At 48.2% G+C, this 21,454-nt stretch carries 18 protein-coding genes; 15 read left to right on the plus strand and 3 right to left on the minus strand.

Features of this window, described 5'->3' with window-relative positions; all coding sequences use genetic code 11:
- Positions 1-158 precede the first annotated feature (158 nt).
- Entirely contained in the window at positions 159-890 is a 732-nt protein-coding gene (locus tag AC2TF5_RS01300) for an HAD family hydrolase (RefSeq protein ID WP_491300494.1), read from the plus strand.
- Between the two features lie 100 nt (positions 891-990).
- Positions 991-1,947 (plus strand): class I SAM-dependent methyltransferase, encoded by a 957-nt coding sequence (locus AC2TF5_RS01305; protein WP_491300495.1) that lies wholly within the window; start codon positions 991-993, stop codon positions 1,945-1,947.
- Positions 1,948-2,008: 61 nt separating this feature from the next.
- Here the strand turns inward: AC2TF5_RS01305 and AC2TF5_RS01310 are convergent, their stop codons facing one another.
- Positions 2,009-2,491 (minus strand): glutathione peroxidase, encoded by a 483-nt coding sequence (locus tag AC2TF5_RS01310; protein WP_491300496.1) that lies wholly within the window; start codon positions 2,489-2,491, stop codon positions 2,009-2,011.
- 160 nt (positions 2,492-2,651) lie between these two features.
- On the opposite strand from AC2TF5_RS01310, the gene AC2TF5_RS01315 reads away from it, so the two are divergent.
- Both AC2TF5_RS01315 and AC2TF5_RS01320 read left to right on the plus strand, forming a co-directional pair.
- Positions 2,652-3,560 carry an ABC transporter permease subunit gene (locus AC2TF5_RS01315; RefSeq protein ID WP_491300497.1) on the plus strand — a complete coding sequence of 303 codons (909 nt, stop codon included), beginning with the start codon at positions 2,652-2,654 and terminating at the stop codon, positions 3,558-3,560.
- A gap of 12 nt (positions 3,561-3,572) precedes the next feature.
- A complete protein-coding gene (locus tag AC2TF5_RS01320; RefSeq protein WP_491300498.1) occupies positions 3,573-4,469 on the plus strand; it encodes an ABC transporter permease subunit in 897 nt (298 codons plus the stop codon).
- A gap of 24 nt (positions 4,470-4,493) precedes the next feature.
- Here the strand turns inward: AC2TF5_RS01320 and AC2TF5_RS01325 are convergent, their stop codons facing one another.
- Complete coding sequence (locus AC2TF5_RS01325) at positions 4,494-5,969, minus strand: alpha-amylase (RefSeq protein ID WP_491300499.1); 1,476 nt, start codon at positions 5,967-5,969, stop codon at positions 4,494-4,496.
- Positions 5,970-6,215: 246 nt separating this feature from the next.
- On the minus strand, positions 6,216-7,265 hold the full coding sequence (locus tag AC2TF5_RS01330) for a YeiH family protein (protein WP_491300500.1): 1,050 nt from the start codon (positions 7,263-7,265) through the stop codon (positions 6,216-6,218).
- A gap of 147 nt (positions 7,266-7,412) precedes the next feature.
- Between AC2TF5_RS01330 and AC2TF5_RS01335 the strand changes: the two genes are divergently transcribed.
- From AC2TF5_RS01335 to AC2TF5_RS01385, 11 genes are all read left to right on the plus strand, one after another.
- Positions 7,413-8,312 carry a LysR family transcriptional regulator gene (locus AC2TF5_RS01335; RefSeq protein ID WP_491300501.1) on the plus strand — a complete coding sequence of 300 codons (900 nt, stop codon included), beginning with the start codon at positions 7,413-7,415 and terminating at the stop codon, positions 8,310-8,312.
- Positions 8,313-8,359: 47 nt separating this feature from the next.
- On the plus strand, positions 8,360-8,809 hold the full coding sequence (locus AC2TF5_RS01340; RefSeq protein WP_491300502.1) for a hypothetical protein: 450 nt from the start codon (positions 8,360-8,362) through the stop codon (positions 8,807-8,809).
- Between the two features lie 101 nt (positions 8,810-8,910).
- Positions 8,911-9,765, plus strand: coding sequence for an HNH endonuclease (locus tag AC2TF5_RS01345; RefSeq protein WP_491300503.1), 855 nt, complete (start codon positions 8,911-8,913; stop codon positions 9,763-9,765).
- 438 nt (positions 9,766-10,203) lie between these two features.
- The gene (locus tag AC2TF5_RS01350; RefSeq protein WP_491300504.1) at positions 10,204-11,166 is read left to right on the plus strand and encodes an ABC transporter permease; all 963 of its coding nucleotides are present in this window, start codon (positions 10,204-10,206) and stop codon (positions 11,164-11,166) included.
- Between the two features lie 16 nt (positions 11,167-11,182).
- Complete coding sequence (locus tag AC2TF5_RS01355; RefSeq protein ID WP_491300505.1) at positions 11,183-12,091, plus strand: carbohydrate ABC transporter permease; 909 nt, start codon at positions 11,183-11,185, stop codon at positions 12,089-12,091.
- 42 nt (positions 12,092-12,133) lie between these two features.
- A complete protein-coding gene (locus tag AC2TF5_RS01360) occupies positions 12,134-13,741 on the plus strand; it encodes an extracellular solute-binding protein (RefSeq protein ID WP_491300506.1) in 1,608 nt (535 codons plus the stop codon).
- 136 nt (positions 13,742-13,877) lie between these two features.
- Entirely contained in the window at positions 13,878-15,266 is a 1,389-nt protein-coding gene (locus AC2TF5_RS01365; RefSeq protein WP_491300507.1) for an alpha-L-fucosidase, read from the plus strand.
- Positions 15,267-15,335: 69 nt separating this feature from the next.
- Positions 15,336-16,622, plus strand: coding sequence for an alpha-L-fucosidase (locus tag AC2TF5_RS01370; protein WP_491300508.1), 1,287 nt, complete (start codon positions 15,336-15,338; stop codon positions 16,620-16,622).
- Between the two features lie 38 nt (positions 16,623-16,660).
- Positions 16,661-17,683 carry a carbohydrate-binding family 9-like protein gene (locus tag AC2TF5_RS01375; protein ID WP_491300509.1) on the plus strand — a complete coding sequence of 341 codons (1,023 nt, stop codon included), beginning with the start codon at positions 16,661-16,663 and terminating at the stop codon, positions 17,681-17,683.
- 6 nt (positions 17,684-17,689) lie between these two features.
- Positions 17,690-20,308 (plus strand): transglutaminase-like domain-containing protein, encoded by a 2,619-nt coding sequence (locus AC2TF5_RS01380; protein ID WP_491300510.1) that lies wholly within the window; start codon positions 17,690-17,692, stop codon positions 20,306-20,308.
- A 19-nt stretch (positions 20,309-20,327) separates the two neighbouring features.
- A complete protein-coding gene (locus AC2TF5_RS01385) occupies positions 20,328-21,362 on the plus strand; it encodes a glycoside hydrolase family 18 protein (protein ID WP_491300511.1) in 1,035 nt (344 codons plus the stop codon).
- Positions 21,363-21,454 lie beyond the last annotated feature (92 nt).

The raw sequence follows: 21,454 nt of genomic DNA on the forward strand, positions 1-21,454 counted from the left end.
TATTGGATCAGGTTTATTATTAATTATAGCAGAGCTTCTGAAATTCCGAATGGATTGTTCATCACTTACCTCCATATTTTGCAGGCAGCAAGCAGTGAGACCGTGAAAAAGGTACAATAATAGGATACTAAAAGGATAGAGCAGAGAGAGGGAACAATATGAAACTGGACAAAAGTAAAAAAGCCGTCTTTTTTGATGTGGACGATACATTATATGATCATTTGACGCCGTTCCGCAGCGCTGTCGAGACAGTTGCCCGGCCGAAGGAGGGTTTTCCATATGAGGCAGCCTATCACCGGCTGCGTTATTACAGCGACATGCTGTCGCTGGAGATCGGAGGCGCTGGTTCGGACGAATACGAGAGCGCCGTGGAGGACATGAGATGCCGTCGTTTTCAGCTTGCTTTACAGGAATTCGATATCGAGCTGAGTCCGGAGCAGGCGGAGCGTATGCAAGCGGCCTATATCGGATGCCAGTATGAGATTGATATGTTTGAAGGCGCACGGGAGCTGCTACAGCGTCTGGCAGATGATGGTCATGTCGTCGGACTGATCACGAACGGGCCGCTGGAACATCAAATGAACAAAATTACGGCAATGAAACTCGGGAATATCATACCGGCAGATCGGTTATTCGTATCCGGAGATGTCGGCTGGGACAAGCCGGATCACCGAATTTTTGTTCATGTGAACGAGCGCACCGGGACAAGCCCGGAGCACAGCTATTATATTGGGGATTCATGGCGTAATGATGTCATCGGTGCGCTGGCAGCAGGCTGGAACGTGATCTGGTTTAACCACCGGGGAACCACGCCTGAGTCAGAGCACACACCACATTACACAGCAGGAAGCTATACAGAGCTGGCACAAATCTTGGAGAAATCGCTGTAGCAGTGGAAGGCTCATGTGTGTGATATGCCGCCGCTGGCGGCATATCCATGTACCACTTAAGCCCTCCCGGGCATAATCTGTACAGAGGGGGGCGGACGTCTTGAGAATCGACCTTGGGTGCGGCAGTGACAAGCATTCCAATTGCACCGGAATCGATATCCAACCAGGGAAGAGTGTCGATATTGTTCATGATTTTGAACAGTCTATTCCACTGTTGGATGATGCGGTTTCCTTTGTCATGGCGAGCCGCAGTCTGGAATATTCCCGTGATTTGCTCATCGTAATGAGGGAAATATACCGGGTCTGCGAGCATAAAGCGCTGGTCTGCATCTTGGCTCCTTATTCTCGGTCCGCCCTTCACATCGCAAATCCGGCAATCAAGACTTATTTCAATGAATATACACCGTTCTACTTGACCTCTAAAGAGTACCACAGAGACCTTGAGACGACCTTTGGATTTGCACCGAATTATATCCCGGAGGAGGCGCCAGGACTTGGGTTTCGCCTTCTTCGAATGGAAATGTTCTATTTCCCGGATGTGAGATCGAGTAACAAAATGCCGGAACGTAAGGAAATAAGGCAGTCACTCATCGACGTGGCGGATGAAGTTATGTATCACTTTATTGTTGTCAAAAAACCGGTGACGAACCTGGAGTGTTGTGTGCTTGCAGCCGGTAAGCTGGAGGAGCCGAATCGGATAGCGGAGCGAAGGCGAAGAGAGCCTCCGACACCGGTTACCTCGCAAATTCCACGGGAGACTTTCGACAATCCACTGTATATCGAGCTTGCAGAACCCGAAGACACGCGTTCAACCATTACACCGGCTGGCAAACGGCCTTCATCGGTAGCGAAAAGAAAAGGGGCATTAAAGATGAAGAAGGGAAAAAAACGAAGCAGGCTGATCCGCGTCAAAAGCGTGGTTCGCGAGGGAGGTGGCCCTTCGCTTCAACGTAATACATCAGAATCTCGCGTTTTGTTCGATATCCGCGATCTGTATATAGGAGCTGCCTGGCGCGCAATACGGCAGTCCGGGCAATCAGACGGATCCATAGGTTAAGATACGACAATTGCCTTGCCCTTTCTTTCAGGGGCAAGGTTTTTTTGAATTGGATCTATAATTAGCTGTTAAGAAGTGTCTTGATATGGCTTTCGATTTTCTCCGGTGTATCTGCCGGCGCGAAGCGTTTGATGACTTTTCCGTCCCGATCTACAAGGAATTTGGTGAAATTCCACTTGATCCGTTTCGTACCCAGAGCGCCTGGAGCCTCGGAAGCCAAATGCTTGAACAGAGGGTGCGCACTGTTCCCGTTGACATCAATCTTGGCGAATAGAGGAAAGGTGACCCCGTGATTGAGCTTGCACGCTTCAGCAATGTCGGAGTTGTCCGCAAGCTCTTGATTCATAAACTGGCTGCTCGGAAATCCGAGTACGGCCAGACCTTTATCGTGGAATGTTTCATGGAGCTTCTCCAGACCACTGAACTGTGGAGCAAATCCGCATTTGGTTGCCGTATTGACGATGAGCATGACTTGGCCTTTGTAAGGCTCCAGCGTTTGCTGCTTTCCGCTGATGGTAGTAACCTCGAAATCGTAAATGGACATGAGTGGTGGCTCCTTTTCTTCTAAAATGAAGTAATAAAGTTTATTTATCTGTTAAGAAAATATGTAATTTCTATGGACGAGATTCATAGAGTATGGTTTATTTGATTTATACAGTTAAACCAAAATGAGGATATGAAGGGGTATTTAAGGAGGTTATGGCATGCGTTTGAGAACACAGATGCTCCGAACACTAGGAATCAGCCTTCTGGCATTTGTGGTGGTTATGTTGATTGTACTGTTCCCTCGTAAGATCGATCTTACTCTGGAGGGGAACCTGATTGTTGCTACCTATGACGCGAGTATGGAGCAATTTTTCGCTAATATCAAACATTTTTTTGTGGATGTCTTTCAAAACCAAAGTCTAGGCTATTCCAGATTTATTGATGAATCCGCAGGTGAGGCTGTCATTCGAGCGATGGGTAAAAGCCTGTCTGTCATTGGAGCAGCACTCGTAATAGGCTTTATATTCGGCATACTAAAAGGCATTGCCGATTACAAGCTGTCAAAGACACGTTTTAACATTTTGGGACATTGGACAACTTGGATTTTTCAGTCTATGCCGGATTTTTTTGTGCTTCTGATTATTCAGTGGTTTATTATTGATCATTTGCCTTTCATAAGGTTTTTTGCTCCAGATGGTTGGCAGTCATTTGCCATTTCTTCTATTCTGGTATCGCTATATCCGATCGTCTACATAGCCAGTTTGACCTCGGCTTCGCTTGCTGCCCAGGAAGGGAAGCTGTACCTTCTGTTTGCCAAGGCTAAGGGTCTCAGTAATCGGATTATTTTGTTCAAGCATATGCTTCGCAACAGTATGGGCACGCTGCTTACACAACTCCCGACCCTGCTTGTGTATATATTATCCAATCTGCTCATGGTCGAAATTTACCGGAATTATCCTGGTGCCGCATGGCGTCTCTATACTGCTATGGATTACAACACGTACCAGGGTACTGGGCAAGACTTTGAAGCAGGAATTATTATCGGGATTACGTTCTGTATTATGCTGCTGATTTTACTGGTGCAGTGGATCAGTCATGTTGCCAAAAAATACTTTGATCCGATTTAAGAGGTGTGAACGATGAAAAAAGAGAAGAACATTCCTTTATGGATTGGTGTATCTTTATTAGCTATTCTTGTGTTTACAATGCTTGCCGGACCGTATCTACCGTTTATCGATAAGGAATTGCAGGGTGAACCTCACCGATGGGTGGGGAAAAAGTTACACCTTCCGGCATACAGCCCTTCCCCTGACAATATCCTTGGTAGTGATAAAAAGGGCGTGGACAATTTGAGCAAGCTCGTCGTAGGCGCCAAAGAGACGATTTTTATCATTTTGACCATTGCTGTGATTCGGTATCTGATCGGTGTGCCGCTTGGTCTGTTGTCCCGTAAGAAAAAAGGGATATCACATTTTATTGTTACACTGCTGAATAAGGTGTGTTCATTCTTGCCATCTGTTTTTTTGGTAGTTTTGTTGTTAGCGCTTCCGGTGCTGTTATTCTCGACAAGTCGTCTGTACTGGGCCTTAATCATCATCGCGGTGGTTGAAGCAGGGCGGGTTGCTGTCACGGTTCAGGCGAAGGCGAACCGTATTTCAAAGGAGTTGTATGTGGAAGCCGGAACGGCTCTCGGTCTAAGTTCCAAACGGATGATCCGTAAATATTATATACCGGAAATGCTTCCCGAGCTGATCGTCAACTTCTGCACGGATCTCGGAAAAGTGACGATCCTACTCGGCCAGCTTGCCGTGTTGAACTTATTTTTGTCCCAGAAATGGGTGGAAGTCAATTACTATGTATGGCAGTTCGTAAATACCCAGTTTAATTGGGCAACACTGATTTCCAACCATCGAACCGAAATTTATATGGGAAAATTCGCATTTGTTTTTTATCCGGCATTCGCGATGATGTTCGCAATCCTAACCTTTAATATGCTTGGTGAAGGATTCCGCCGCAAGTTTCAACTTAAAGGCTAGAGTGTAACGGTTCCGGCGTGAGTTTCACTTGCCTGAGCCAACATCGACTTCGGGAAGAGCCCAGACGGACACACTGCCGCCATTTACCGAGAAGACCGCAAAGCCATCCTCACCAATGGTAGTGCGGTCTTTCCTCGTGTTGGTGAGATCAACCCATACCTGACCCGCGCGTTCTTTGCCGACATTCATCCGTTTGCTGCCTTCATCGCTATTGGATATAACAACTGCGCAGCCGGAACGGGGAATGTCGGGAACGCCCCAGCGAACCCAGCCGATCGTGTTGGGGTGGTCAAAATAATCATCCTGTTTGCCATATGCCTTATGGTACCGGGCATAAAGCAGCGGATCGATAGCGATTTGCTTCCCGGGTATAGGCGTTTCTCCGCCGATACCGTAGTAATCTCCGTAAAATACGACTGGATAACCATCCTTGCGCAGTAATATCAGGGCATAAGCGCTCTGCTTAAACCAGTCCTGAATCCAGGATTCCAGAGATTCATGAGGCTGCGAATCATGATTGTCAACAAAGGTCACCGCATTTAATGGGTGGGAATGGACAAGCGTATCGTCAAAAATCTTGCGAAGATCATATCCCTTCCCTTCTTTGGAAGCGGCATGGAGCTTGTAATGCAGGGACACATCGAATAAATCGATTTTGTAATCGACAGTATCCAGGAAACCTCGGCATCCATCTAGCTCGGGATTCCAGAACTCACCGACGATATAGAAGGATTCACCGTGTTCTTGTTTCATCGTGGTGGCGAATTCCTTAATAAAATCATGATTAATATGCTTGATCGCGTCGAGACGGAATCCGCTGCATTGCAGAGTGTTGACAAGCCACTTGCCCCATTCCATCATCTCGCGGCGAACATCAGGGTGACTGTAATCAATATTCGCAAACATCAGATAGTCATAGTTACCGAATTCATCGTCTACATTCTCGCTCCACGTTTTATTCTCACCAACAATCCGGAAGATGCCGCTGCGTTTTTGGCTCGCATCATAATCGGTCCCGTTAAAATGGTTGAAGTTCCATTTGAACGCCGAATAGGTATCACCCCGTCCAGGGAATGTGAATTGTGTCCATCCCTCGATCTCGAAGGGCTTGGAAATGTCCTTAGTCCGATCCTTTTCGTCCACCTGGATCACCTTAAACCGCTCGGTCGCATCGGCTCCTGCTTTATGATTCATGACAAGATCAATGTAGACGGAAATGCCATGTTCCTTGCATACCTTTATGGCATCGATCAGCTCCTGTTTCGTACCGTATTTCGTAGAGACTGAACCTTTTTGGTCAAATTCTCCAAGATCGTAAAGATCATATACACCATAACCGGTATCTTCAGCGGATTGGCCTTTTGTGACTGGAGGAATCCATAGGGAGTCGATCCCTTTTTGTTTTAATTGTGGCGCGGCATCCTTGAGGCAGTTCCAATGCGACCCGTCGGCTTTAATATGCCACTCGAAAAACTGCATAATGGTATGATTTCTTTGCAATGAACCCATCTCCTCAATTGTTTATCCCTATGACTCTATGCCATCCAGGCACAGACAGCTTGCTGTGATTACTGTATTTAATTTTACCCAAATTACGGATAAAAAAGACGGGCCTCTGACTTCTTCAAAGTAGCATAAAAAAGCAGAGTTTCTCCTCACAGGAAGAAACTCTGCTTTTATTATTTCTATCGCAGCTGCGTGCCCTCATACTCGCACGCCTCTTCCGGTGAAGTTGGCGTGTGCACCTTAGGACATCCAAAAAGTGAGCAATGCAAGTAGCACAGAGGTAATGGTCATCGCTAGCAGCGGGCGCCATGCTTTACGCAGTGATTGGAGATGGATGTTCAGCCCCAGACCCACCATTGCCATAGCCAGAATAAAGGACGCAGACTTCGCGATACCGTTCTTCAAGCCGTCAGGGATAATACTCTGACCGCCCCACTCCGCGCTACCGAGCAGGCTCAGGGCAATGAAACCAAGCAGGAACCATGGAAATTCCAGCTTGGATCCTTTTTCAACCCGTCCTGTACGCCGCATCCAGTACATTAATATAAGGCTCAGCGGGATGAGGAGAAAGACGCGGCCAAGCTTTGCAAGCAAGCTGACGGCTAACGCGTCCTCACCTGCCGGGGCTGCCGCCAAGGCTACATGGGCAAGCTCGTGAAGACTGATGCCTGACCATATTCCGTACTGCGTGTCCGTAAGCGGAAGAAACGGCTGAAGCAAAGTGTAGCCGACGGCAAACACGGTGCCGATAAAGGCGATGATTCCCGCACCCAGCGCGGTGTCTTCATCTTTTGCTTTCAGGATCGGCGAGACGGCAGCAATGGCCGCTGCGCCGCATACGCCGGTGCCAATCCCCAGCAGAAGAGAGAGGGAACCATCGGCTTTTAGCCATTTTGCCAGCAGCATCGTTACAAGAATGGCGAAGACCACCGTGATAACATCGCGCAGTAGCAGCCCCAGGCCCTGGCTGAATACAATGGCGATGTTGAGTTTTAGTCCGTATAGAATAATGGCGAGTCGAAGCAGCTTTTTGGCTGTAAATTGAATACCGGCTCGAAGTGCCTCGGGATAACCCCATACCTGACGGAATACGGCAGCAATGAGGATGGCCCACGCCAGCTGCCCCAGAATGTTTAGTCCGGGAATGTAAGAAAGCCCGTAGCCCATTAGGGCAATGATAAAGGTGAATCCGATCCCACCGGCCCAGGAAAGAGCTTTATTCCGAAACTCCGGTCGGGGTGTTCTTTGTGGTTCATGGTGTGACATGGTTTGATAAGCAGGTTTGTTCATGATTGTAACCTCCGATATGTTCGGTTGGCCTCAATCCATCGTAGCTTAGTTTTTTAAATAAGAAAAATAAATCATTATAATGATCATCATAAGTAAATAGTTATGATAAGCTGATTGCATTAGGAAGTCAGTAAAGGAGTTTTTGACATGGATGTATCGTTAGAGGTGTTTGTCACGGTTGTGGAAAAAGGAAATTTCACTCGTGCTGCCGAAGAGCTGAGGATGACCCAACCTGCGGTAAGCCAGTACATACAGGCATTGGAGCGCACGGTGGGCGCTAAACTGCTGGAAAGAACGAACAAGTACGTCCGTCTTAATCAGGCAGGAGAAATTGTATTTCATCATGCCAAGGATATTTTGGGAATGTACACACGGATGCAGACATTGGTAGACGATCTGCTGCACCGGGCTAGCGGTGATCTCTCCATTAGCGCAAGTTATACCTTTGGAGAATACGTGCTACCACATCTTTTGGCGTATATGCATGAGGTATATCCATTGATCCGGCCGAGAATCAACATCGGGAATACGACCGAGGTGGCTGAGGCAATTCTGAATCACCAGGCGGATATCGGAATTGTTGAAGGAGAATACCATCATGAGAATCTTCATATTGAAGCCTTTGCGGAGGATGAAATGTTTGTTATTGTGCCGAATGAGGAGCGTTATGCAGGAAGAGAAGAAATTAGCCTTTCCGAGCTTGGCAAAGAAACATGGATCGTGCGTGAAAGCGGATCAGGTACGCGTAGAGCAGCAGAACATATGTTTACAAGCCGTCATTTTAAACCGGATTACAAAGTGGAATTCGGCAGTACCCAGTTAATTAAGGAATCTGTGGAAGCGGGACTTGGTGTAACTCTGCTGTCCCACTGGGCGGTTCGGAAGGAAATTTCGCTCGGTACGCTCATCATGCTAAAGCCGGACGGTGAACCTGTGCGCAGACATTTTTCTCTAATTACGCAGGCGACTCCCTACCATACGAAGGCTGCAGAAATTTTTCTGGATCTGCTTCGGATGAATAAAGCCTTTCCGGATAGTTATATATGAAACATCTTGCTCTCTAATAGTGTTATAAGGAGTGGAGGTGTGTTTATGTGATGTCGAAATTGTTGGCTGCACTTTTTTCCTCACTGCTGATCTGTCTGGTTGCAGCGTATCTGGATTATACACCGATGGATGTGAGGGAGGCAGGGGTTAGCTACTACTCGTACTTCAGGCTCTTTATTGTAGGCTGGATCATCATTTTCCCCATGTATTTGGTTCTCGGAATCCCGCTGTCTCTAATCATGGATGGGGCAGTAGCCCGTTTCTTTTACGAAGCCCCGAAGGGAGTTGCGTTTTGCATGAAGCCAATCTCCTATTTGCTGGCAAGCGTCGCGGCAGGATGGTTATTTTCTCTCTTGGTTGGAACCGGAGGATGGAACACGTATAAATATCCTTTCATGCTGGGTGCATTACTCTTTTGGGGGATTCAGGAGATCATTAGGCTCATCGGGAGGAAACTAAGAATGGGCTCAACCCGCCCTCGCCGCAATACCATGTGAGTGACAAATCATGGATTGAGGTATAATAATAGCGAAGAATACATGTTAACCAATAACAGGTTTGGGGTGACATAGACCGGAATAGTCCGGTGCTGATGCCGATGAACGGAATAGAACAGTCTTTATATAAACAATGCGTACACTGTGGAATGGAAAGACCTTTATCTGAGTTTCGCCGCCGGACGGGGCGCCGTTCAGGACCGAATTCTCGGCGGGGAATCTGCGCGGAATGCCGCCGTCAGGCGTCTGAAGGAATCCCGGAAGCGATTCTCGAAAAGGAAGATGGCCCTGTCAGTAAAGTGGATTCATCTCCAGTCAGGGATGATGCGGTTTCCTCTCCGGAGATCCAACCGTCCAAGCCCAGAACATCCCGTTCGCAGAAACGCCGGGCTGCTCGCAAGCGGGCTAAAGCGAGAGCAGCCATTGCAGCCAAATGCAACTATACTGCCGGGCAGCAGCCGGAGCACATTTCTCCAAAGCGGGTTGAAGTCCGCGAGACGGGGGACAAACGCAAGCCTACCCCGCCGAATCCGCCAAGACCGCTGCTCCGAACGGCTATAGCAAATGAACATCTCAATCTGTATGATGTGACACGACTTGTGCCGACTCGGGCAGGTACGATACGGATGCGTGGGCGCACCGATAAAGGCCGGGGGTGGCATCAAGAGATTGATCCGGAGCTAGCCATCATCCTGGTGAAAGAGAATGCGGCCGTTGTTGTGAACCGCCATACCATCCGCCGTCTCTACACAAATAAGGGATTCCGCAGATATGTGCTGGAGCGCGACCGTTATACCTGTTATTTCTGCGGGAGATACGGGGATACGATTGATCATTTACTGCCGCGTGCCAAAGGAGGCCATACAACGCCAGTGAACTGTGTCTGTGCATGTATGGAATGCAATCAATCCAAAGCAGATCGGGATCTTGATGATTTTATGAATTTAAGCCATTAGAACATCTCCTGTATTCTGCAGGGGATGTTTTCTTTTTACAACTAAATGAAACAAGCCACCTCGCTTAGAGATGTTCAAGCAAGCCGTCCAAGATTCATTCCTTGGACGGCTTGCTTGTTTTCTCGTAGAAAACGGAGTATTTGCTGTGACATCTGCTAAATAATCGCATCTCATCGATGAATTCGGAATTGGTCAAATTTGACCATCAATAAAAAGCGCTTACATTTTAGTCAAAAATGACACATTGTCCAGTTGTCAAAAATGATTGTCATAAGGCTGAAAGCCTTGATAGTAAAGGCTTTTACAGTGCACACAAATGACATATTTACGGCGTTTACGAAAGTCGACTATCGTTAGTTGTGTAAGCGTTATCAATTTTGACGCACTGTGGGTAACGAAACGAGAGAGAATCATATCAAATCAGGAAGGGGTGGTCCTATGCAGGATACAAAAACTGTCCTTACAAGTAGTCCAGATGTGGCGCTCGGCAAGGGACATAAGAGTGTATGGAAGAGAATGCTTCAGAACTGGGAACTTTATATCTTCATTGCACCCGCATTTTTCTACTTTCTTATTTTCTCTTACGGACCGATGTACGGCATTCAAATCGCATTTAAAAATTTCATTCCCACGATGGGGATTACAGGGAGCCCTTGGGTTGGTTTCGACCATTTTCTACGCTTCTTCGATTCTTACTATTTTTGGGATCTGTTATGGAACACACTAAGTATCAGTTTATATGAACTGGCCGTCGGATTTCCGATTCCAATTATTTTGGCACTGGCCTTCAATGAAATAAGAAACGGTTTCTTTAAAAAAATGGCCCAAACGGTCACCTATGCGCCTCACTTTATTTCGGTCGTCGTTATGGCGGGGATGATTATTACCTTCCTCTCCCCATCGACAGGGATTGTCGTTCATATGATTGAATGGCTCGGATTTAGTGCCCCTGACTTTTTGACGGATCCAAGATGGTTTAAGACAATGTACGTGTTTTCTGGTGTGTGGCAGAGCGCAGGCTGGGGCACCATCATTTACTTGGCAGCGCTTTCGGGCGTGGATCCAGGACTTCATGAAGCTGCAGTCATTGACGGAGCCTCGCGCTTCCAGCGGTTACGCCATATTAACATCCCAACACTCATTCCGACGATGACCATCCTGTTGATTTTGAATATAGGGAGTCTGCTCGGGGTCGGATTTGAGAAAATCCTGCTGCTTCAGAACCCGCTTAACATGGGAGCGTCAGACGTTATTTCAACTTTCGTATACCGCTCGGGGCTTGTGGATGCCCAGTACAGCTTCTCGACCGCGATCGGCTTGTTTAACTCCGTCATCAATGCAATTCTGCTTGTTGTCGTGAATCAGGTTGTTCGCCGTACGAGCGAAAACAGTTTGTGGTAGAGAGGAGGAGACATGAATGCTAACGGGTGTTAAAGAAACTAAAAGAGACAAAATATTTCTGATTTGCAATTACTTTTTCGTCTTTCTAGCTTTTATCGTTGTGTTCTATCCCTTGGTATATATGCTCAGCGCATCGATCAGTGATCCGAAGCTTGTCAGTTCCGGGGAAATGTGGCTGTGGCCCAAAGGAATCACTTTTGACGGATACAAAAGAGTGTTCGAGAATAGCAGTATTTGGTCTGGATACGCGAACACCATTCTTTACACCGTAGTCGGAACGACGATAAATCTGTTGGTTACTCTGCCGGCGGCGTATGCTTTGAGCCGCAAGGATTTTGTTGGACGAAACTTCTTTATGGGCATGTTCATGGTGACAATGTTCTTTGGAGGCGGGCTTGTACCTACATACCTTCTCGTCAAAGAGCTCGGTATGGTCAATACGATGTGGGCACTTGTCCTTCCGTCGGCCGCATCGATCTGGAATATTATCGTATCCCGCACCTTCTTCCAGAGCTCCATTCCAAGGGAGCTGCAGGACGCAGCCCAGATCGATGGTTGTACCAATATGCGGTTGTTCATCAAAATAGTTCTGCCACTGTCGATGCCAATTATTGCGGTCATGGCCTTGTTCTATGGGGTCGGCAACTGGAACAGCTACTTCTCAGCTCTCATTTATTTGAATGATACTGCGAAGTACCCGCTGCAGCTGGTTCTGCGCCAGATTCTGGTTCTTCAGGAAATGTCCGCGCAGGGTGGAGGAGCCATCGACGCTTCTTCGGCTGCGGCGATGAACAGCAAGGCGGAAATCGCCGCACTCGTCAAATATGCGGTCATCATCGTGGCGACCATTCCAGTTATTGCCGTCTATCCATTCCTTCAACGTTATTTTGTTCAGGGTGTTATGATTGGTTCTGTAAAGGGCTGATCTTGCCATAGTTCAATCAACTTTAAAAGGGGAGTTGTTGTCATGAAAAAGCTTCGCAAGGCATCATCCATTTTACTCTGCCTCACGCTATCAGCAAGTCTGCTAGCAGCTTGTGGTTCTTCCAAAGGGAATGAAGATGGGTCTTCGGCTTCTGGTTCACCCAACGCCGATGTTAAGAAAGAAGGCTTTCCGATTGTAGAGAAGCCGCTAACTCTCAAGGTTATGTCGCAGGATGCCGGTATAGCAGACTGGAACAAAATGCCTGTACTAGAAGAGATGGAGAAATTAACAGGCATCAAGCTGGAGTATCAACTCTCACCGATCGACAGTTTTGAAACGAAGAAGAACCTGGTATTTGCGAGCGGCGATTTGCCGGATATGTTCTACGCAGCCGATATCAAATCGGCTGAACAAGTGACTTATGGCACCCAAGGCGTTTTGATTCCGCTGGAAAAATACATTGATGAAGGTTATGCGCCAAACATCAAGAAAATTTTTGATGAGAACCCGGATATTCGGAAGTCGTTTACAACGCCTGACGGGCATATATATGCACTGCCATTCATTGACGCTACAGCCGTATGGTACAGAGGCCCTGTGTGGTATAACGGTGAATTCTTGAAAGCGCTCAATGCAACTGAGCCTAAGACAACAGAAGAATTGTATACGTATTTGAAGCGTGTCAAGGAAGAAGACCCTAACGGAAACGGTAAACAAGACGAGATTCCGCTGACTTCCGTGAAACTGGATGATCTGCGTATGTACTTCTTCGGCTTCTGGGGGATGTACAATGAAGGAATTTATGCCGACAAGGATGGAAAAGTTCACTATCCTTTCCAGGAAGAAGGCTATAAAGGCTACCTGACTTTCATGAACCGTTTGTGGAAAGAAGATTTGCTTGACCATGAAACCTTCTCCCAAACGGCTGAACAGAAAAAGGCAAAAGGGCAGAACAAGCAGGTTGCTCTGTTCAGTGATTATCATCCATACTTCACCCTCGGAGGTGAGCCAAGCGGTGATAACCCGTTGATGACACCAGTGAAGAGTGAGATTGAGGGCTCTCCGGTATACGGCAAGCATCCAGGTATATCTACACAGGGGACCTTTGCTATTACAAACAAAAATCCCGCTCCGGAAGCTACAATGCGCTGGATCGACTATCTGTACAGTTATGAAGGTTCCACACTGTTCAATCAAGGACCTGAAGGCGTGCTCTGGAAATATAAAGACAAGGAAAACCAAGTGAAAGAATGGCTTCCAGTTCCTGGCGGCGGTGACCGTGATGAATACCGCGGCAAACTCACGCCGAACTACGGTATTTTGACACCAGGCATTAATGATCCGGAGGTTGCGAACGGTCTTCGCACCGAGTTTGACGAGTGGATTGACCAGCAAAACCAAGAGAAACTTGTACCTATCGGTAAAGCTCCTTTCCCTAACGTTTATCTGACAAATGAAGAGCAGAGCGAGGCAACGGCTTTATTGTCTGACCTGGACACTTATGTGAAACAGATGGAAGCGAAGTTCGTTACCGGGCAAGAACCGCTCTCCAATTGGGACAAGTATGTTGCACAAATCAAAAAAATGGGTGGCGACCGTTTAGTCGAGCTGTATCAGGGCGCATACGATCGCTGGGACTCTGGGAAATAAATCTATCCCTACATGAAGCAAGAGGCCAACGTATCCCGGTCCGACGTGACCGGGGGTTGGCTATTGTTATTCATTCAATCCAAAGAAGCTATGAAGCAAGTCGGAATGGCAGAACTAACGATACCGGAGGTGCGCGATGAGTGAGAACAAGCTGATTCAGGAAGAGCAGGAATCCGTTGTTGAGCAAGGAGTTCATAATTACAGCAGTGAGGAACAATGGGTCAAGCCGGAGGATCCGCTGCTGCTGGAGCGTTTGGAATGGTTCAAGGATCAGAAACTAGGGCTAATGATGCACTGGGGACCGTACTCTCAGCTCGGTCTTGTTGAATCATGGGCACTTAGCGACAAGGATGAGGAGTGGTCGCGCAATGAGATCGATTGGGATATCGATGCGGAGGAGTTGAAACGGCAGTATTTTGATTTAAACAAGACGTTTAATCCTCTCCGTTTTCAGCCTGACTTATGGGCTGACCTGGCTGCTGAGAACGGCTTCAAATATTTGAATTTTACAACGAAGCATCATGATGGGTTCTGTATGTGGGATACGCATACAACCGATTACCGTGTCACAGGTCCGGACTGCCCGTTTCATACGCATAAATATGCGGACATTACGCAGCAGCTGTTCGATGCTTTCCGTGCGAAGGGCCTCGGCATCTCCGCTTATTTCTCCAAAGCCGATTGGCATACGCCTTACTACTGGGCACCGGGTATGCAGCCGGGAACCTTTACATCACGGGGACCTACTTATGATCCGAAGGAATACCCTTGGCTGTGGGAGCAATTCGTCCAGTTTACACATGAGCAGATTATGGAGCTGATGACGAATTACGGCCGGATCGATGTGCTGTGGCTTGATGCCGGATGGGTCAATGACTATCGCGATCAGAACATCAGACTGGGTGAAGTGGTAGAGAAGGCACGCAAAATTCAGCCATGGCTTCTCTCGGCGGATCGCACGGTCGGCGGGCCATACGAGAATTTGATCACACCGGAGCAGACATTGCCTGAGCGTGCGCTTCATGTGCCGTGGGAGAGCTGCATCACGATGGGATCGGCGTTCTCTTTCCGCTATGAGGATAACTATAAGTCGGTGCGCCAGCTCATACATCTTCTCGTGGAAATAGTCGCAAAAGGCGGCAATCTGGCTCTCAATGTGGGGCCGCAGCCGGACGGAAGAATATCCAAGACCGCCATTTCTCGCATCAAGGGCATGGGGGCATGGCTGAATGTTCATGGCGAGGCCATCTATGGAACGCGCGTGTGTGAGCCGTATTCTGTAGGTAACATCCAATTCACTCAAAAAGACGATACAACATATGCTCTCTACCTATATAGGGATGAGAATGAGGTTGTTTCAGAGGAGTTGTACCTGCCGATTGAGGCTGATTTCAGCCGTATTGATCTGGTGGGCGGTCAGGAAATGCTTGAGTACCGGCGTACGGGGAGCGGCATCACGGTTCAACTTCCGGACAAGGAGCGTCAAGGATTGGCGCCGATTGCACATGTATTCCGGATTCGGTAAATAAGTGACAAGTCTTCCATGAAGAATGAATAAGATCATACGAATAAATGGTGAAAGGTGCGACCAAATATGCAAAAATGGTTTGAGGACGCCAAACTGGGAATATTTATTCACTACGGTATATATGCGGTAGACGGGGTTTCGGAGTCATGGTCTTTTTATAACGGAAGAATCCCTTATGAACAGTATATGAAGCAGCTGGATGGCTTTACGGCTTCCAAATTTGATGGTGAACAGTGGGCTGATTTGATTGAGAAATCAGGTGCCAGATACGCGGTGCTTACAACAAAGCATCATGACGGCGTCGCCCTTTGGGACACGCAATACAGCGACTTGAATGTGGTCAAGAAGACACCAGCCAAACGGGATATCATTAAAGAATATGCGGAAGCAATTACAAAAAGAGGCATCCACCTCGGGATGTACTATTCCCTGATTGACTGGTCACATCCCGATTATCCAAGCGTATATGAAGGCGGCAGGGTTCCTGAGGATCTCAGCAAGGTCAACCCGCATTCAGGTCCACTGGACGGCGTTCAGGATCAAGAAAAGTGGCAGAAGTTTCTCGAGTTCAACAATAATCAGTTGCGCGAAATCTTAACGAATTACGGCAAGGTGGATTTGCTGTGGTTCGACGGCGATTGGGAGCGGAGTGCTGAGCAGTGGAATTTGCCTGAATTCAAGCATTATCTGCAGTCCCTAAACCCGGATATTATTATTAATTCTCGCCTTCAGGGACATGGTGACTATAAGACGCCGGAGCAGGGAATTCCGATCACAAGACCGGAAGGACCATGGGAATTTTGCACAACGATCAACAGTTCTTGGGGCTATGTGCCAACCGATGACATGTACAAATCACTGAACCAGATCATCCGGATGTTCTGTGATTGCATCTCTATGGGCGGCAATATGCTGCTGGATATCGGTCCCCGGGAAGACGGGACGATTGATAAGAGACAGGAGGACATTCTGCTCGGACTGGGAGAATGGATCCGGACTCATGAAGAAGCTGTTTTTGGGACCGATGAAGGAATTATGACTCGCTATTATCTGGGCGGCAGCACGGTCTCTAAGGACAAAAAGACATTGTACTTATTCGTATATGACGATCCGAAAGAAAATATATGCCTTAAAGGATTGTGCAATCCGATTAAAAAGATTACCGTTCTTCATTCTGGTAAAGAGCTGTCTCATGAAATCCATGGCGGTGTGCCGTGGTTTAATATTCCGGGAACGACATGGATTCATATGACTCCTGAGGATACACATGAACAGGTTACGGTTCTTAAGCTGGAATTTGACGAAGAGCTGGAGATGTACGGTGGTTCGGGAGCTGTTGTAACCCATAACTGAAAATGAAATAACCCTAAAAAACGAGGTGGGGAACGACAATGAACTTAAGTGGAGTGCCAGAGCCGAAGATTGATTACGCACCTAAACACTATATATGCAGACGCGCTCAAGGGACGCTTGCACTGGATGGCCGTGTAGATAAGCCGTTCTGGGCTGGAGCGGATTGGAGTGATGATTTTGTCGATATCGAAGGTGATCTTCGTCCGATGCCGGCAAAACAGACCCGGGTTAAAATGCTGTGGGATGATGAATATTTCTACTTCGCGGCAGAACTGATCGAAGATCAGATTTGGGCGACGCTAACGGAGCGGGATTCCGTCATTTATTATGATAATGATTTTGAGATTTTCATTGATCCGGATGGAGATAGTCATCAATATTACGAGTTTGAGATCAATGCGCTGAATACGGTATGGGATCTGCTGCTGGTCAAGCCTTACCGTGACGGCGGCCCTCCGGTGAATGGCTGGGATATTAGCGGCCTGAAGACAGCCGTGCATATCGATGGTGAGCTGAATCGTCCCGGTGCAGATAACCGGAAGTGGAGTGTTGAAGTGGCTATACCTTGGGCCAGCTTACGGGAATGTGCAGCCGGAAGCCGCCAGCCATTCCCAGGCGAGTTCTGGCGCGTCAATTTCTCCCGTGTTCAGTGGCAGACGGAGGTACAAGACGGCGAATATCGTAAAGTGCTGAATCCCGAAACAGGCAAGCCATATCCGGAGGATAACTGGGTATGGTCACCTATGGGCCTTATCAATATGCATTATCCCGAGCTGTGGGGCTATGTTGTGTTTGCGGAAGGAGACAATCCGCTGTCCTTTGAGCTTCCGCAGGATGAACGCATTAAATGGGAACTGCGCAGGCTCTATTACCGTGAGCGTAATTACTTTGAAGCCCATGGTGAATTCACAGCGGACAAGAAACTGCTCATGGGTGATGATTCGTGGAGCATTGATCCTGTCATTGAGACGACCCGTAGTCTGTTCCAGATTACAGCTCCGTCCTTGGACGGGGAAGGCCATATCTGTATTAGGGAAGACGGAAAGCTATGGAAGGAGTGAGATCAAGTGACAATACAGACATCCATATTTTCTTTGAATTCTTATACAATGGAGCAAATCGATCAGAAATTCCGTAAGAAGCAGCTTATTGCTGCGGCACGCCAACATGAACTGTTCGATGTTTTTCAGGAGGATCTGACCGAGGAAGAGACCTGGGCTCTAAAGTACTTATACGCATACATGCCGGTAAATGATATGGCTGACTATGACGGGTCATTGTTCTTAAGTCATGTTCGTCAGACGCTGGAAATCCGCAAGCGGATGCCTTGGGGTGAACGTGTTCCGGATCATCTCTTCTTGCATTTTGTGCTGCCGTATCGGGTAAATACGGAAAATATCGAGGATTCCCGTGGCATACTGTATAACGAATTGTCCGAGAGAACAAGGGACTTATCTATGGCGGACGCTATTTTGGAGACAAACTACTGGTGCCATGAGAAAGCGACGTACATAGGAAGCGATCAGCGGACGATATCGCCACTCACCATGATCCGAAACGCTCGTGGACGCTGCGGCGAGGAATCCACGCTGGCCGTGGCTGCGCTGCGCAGCATTGGTATCCCTGCGCGCCAGGTATACACACCGCGCTGGGCTCATTGTGATGATAACCATGCATGGGTGGAAGCTTGGGCTGACGGACAGTGGTACTATATAGGCGCTTGCGAACCGGAAGCCCGTCTTAACCAGGGATGGTTCAGTCCGCCTGCCCGCCGGGCGATGCTGATCAATACACGTATTTATGCAGACTATCCGGGACCCGAGGATATTACGGTCTCTGACGAGTGGTTTACAGAAATTAACCTGCTACAGAATTATGCGCCTACACGCTCCATACACGTTACCGTGAAGGATGTACAGGGTGACCCGGTGAACGAGGCAGAAGTTCATTTCGAACTGTACAATATGGCGGAGCTGTATCCGATCGCTACACTGCCGACGAATGATCAAGGAGAAGCTTGCTTTAAAACGGGTTTCGGCGAACTGGTGATTCGTGCCGTGAAAGACGGTAAGTGGAGTGAAATGAAAGTAACCGTGGCAGATGACCGCCTTGAGCTTATACTTGATGTTTCGGATCAGACCGATGGAACGCTGGATTTCGACTTGGTTCCTCCTCCGGAGCGAGAAGGAGAAGCCGTAGAGACGCTTTCCGGTGAGAAGACCCAGCGGCATAATAGCCGTCTTGAAGAAGGGACGAAGATTCGGACTGACTACGAGGGAACATTCCTGAGCGAGGAGGAGGCGTCCCTGCTTGCTCAGACAACAAGACTTCCGTCGGAGCGGGTATGGGATGTTCTGCAGAAGGCGCGCGGGAACAGTCGGGAAATCGCAGCTTTCCTTCAGGAACGTTCCGGGGAATATGGCGAGTGGCCGCTGCTGCTGCTGGAGAGTTTGAATGATAAAGATTTGATCGATACGTTCAAGCCTGTGCTGGATGACCATCTGATCTATGCTCTACCGCAGCGCGGAGATCTTGATGAGGAGACGTTTACCAAGTATGTTCTTTGTCCACGTGTCTCATATGAAATGATTGTGCCTTACAGACAGATTCTCCAGGAAGCGTTTAGTGGAGACGAGTCCATAGCGTTCAGATCAAATCCCGCGGAGCTTGCTCGAAGACTGGAACGGGGATTTGAGATTTGGGAGGATCTCCCCAATCTGAGGGGAAAAGGAAATCCGCTGGGTACATACAATCTGAAGATGGGCGATCCGGTATCACTGACTATTCTGTTTGTAGCTGCATGTCGCAGTTTGGGAATTCCGGCACGTCTGCACCCAAGCGAACAGAAACCGCAGTATTTAAAGAACGGCAGTTGGAAAGATGCATTATTCACTTTAATTGCCTCCGACCAACAGGAGAACATAGCATGGGGGATGCTGCGGTTGCTCCGTGATCCAGAGGCAGCGCAGGACGCTCCGGCAGCTTCTTATTATGAAAACTTCACATTCGCCCGCCTTGAGAAGGGAGTATACAAAACGCTGGTCTATCCTTATGGCAAAACCGACGTTTATGATGAGGCGTTCGAGGTGGAACCGGGCGCTTACCGTTTAACGTCGGGTATACGCCTTAAGGACGGCACTGTGAGAGTACGCTTTACTTATTTCACTGTACTTGCTAGTAAGCAAACTGACGTTACCCTGAGCTACCGCGAGACGACAGAAGACATCCCTGTACTTGGTACTTTAGACCGTACCAGTACCCTTACACAGCTGGATGGAAGCACCAGAACACTGGGAGATCTCATTGGAGCAGAAGGCGCCATTGTTGCATGGCTTGAGCCTGAGCGGGAGCCGACCAAGCATCTGCTTCGTGAGCTGCGAGAACTGGCCGAACCAGTTGATGCGTTGGGGATTCCGGTCGTTCTTGTGGTCGGTGATTCGGAATGGACGGCTTCATTTAGCCCTGAGAATGTTAGTGAGCTACCGTCACGCACGATTTTTGTACGGGATTCGACCTATGCTTCTTTACCGGATTTCATATCGAATTCACCGGCTCATGAAGCCGGATTCCCGCATCTGTTCGCGCTCGACAGTGAGGATCAAATCCGATATACGTCATCCGGGTATAAGATTGGCACAGGGAAGGAAGCCTTACACATTTTGACTGGTTTACTTCAGAAAGCTTAAAGGATCGGAGTGAAGGGGAATGTCAAAGCAATATATTGCTGCCGGTTATGTCGTCGATGCCGCGCTTCCAGAGATGACGCGGGAAGATTTATTGAAATTAACGCATTTGAACGTGGCCTTCGGTCATGTTCGGAATCATGAGATCAGCACAGAGCATTTAAAGCATACCGAGGTGGTCCGGAGAATAAAGCTGGAGCATCCCGAACTTACGGTGCTGCTGTCGGTAGGAGGGTGGAGCGCTGGCGGATTTTCTGAGGCGGCTTCCACCGAGGAAGGAAGAAATAGCATGGCGGCTTCGGCAGTGCGGGTGCTAAGCGAGCTTCCTTTTGACGGAATCGATCTGGATTGGGAATATCCCTGCTATGGCGAAGCTGATATTGAGTCGAGTCCTGATGACAAGCAAAATTTCACTTTGCTTCTCAAGACAATCCGGGAAGCTCTAAATGTGAAAGGCTCGCAAGATGGACGTTATTATCTGCTTACGATTGCGGCAGGCGCGGATCAATATTATGTAGACGGCACGGAGATGGATCAAGTGCAGCAGTATCTGGATTTCGTCCAGCTAATGACCTATGATATGCGGGGCGGTTTTCAAATTCTGTCAGGACATCATACGAATCTATACACGCCGCCCGGCGATCTGTTCCGAATTAGTACAGACGCTTCCGTGAACCTGTTTCTCCGGGCAGGAGTGCCGAAGGAAAAGATCGTGATCGGTGCCGCATTTTATTCCCGTGTCTGGAATTCGGTTCCGGACCGCAATCAAGGTCTTCATCAAATGGCTGGCAGCACCGGCGGGTACGGTCCCGCTTTTACTGAGCTTGCTGCTGACTACATCAATAAGAACGGTTATATCCGTTATTGGGATGAAGAAGCTTGCGCACCGTATCTGTTTAACGGGTCCAGCTTCATATCTTATGATGACGAGGAATCCATTCAGCGCAAGTGTGATTATGTGAAGGCCAAGGGGCTAGCAGGTATCATGTTCTGGGAGTACAGCTGTGACAAGACGCATCGTCTGCTCAGTGCATTGGATCAAGGACTTCAAGGTTAAGCTTTTCGAAGAAAAGCTAGCATCGGGAGCGTTACAAAGCTTTTCGAAGAAAAGCTTGCATCGAAAGCACAAACACCAATTCCCCAAGGCGC

The organism is Paenibacillus sp. JNUCC 34, from assembly GCF_058269055.1.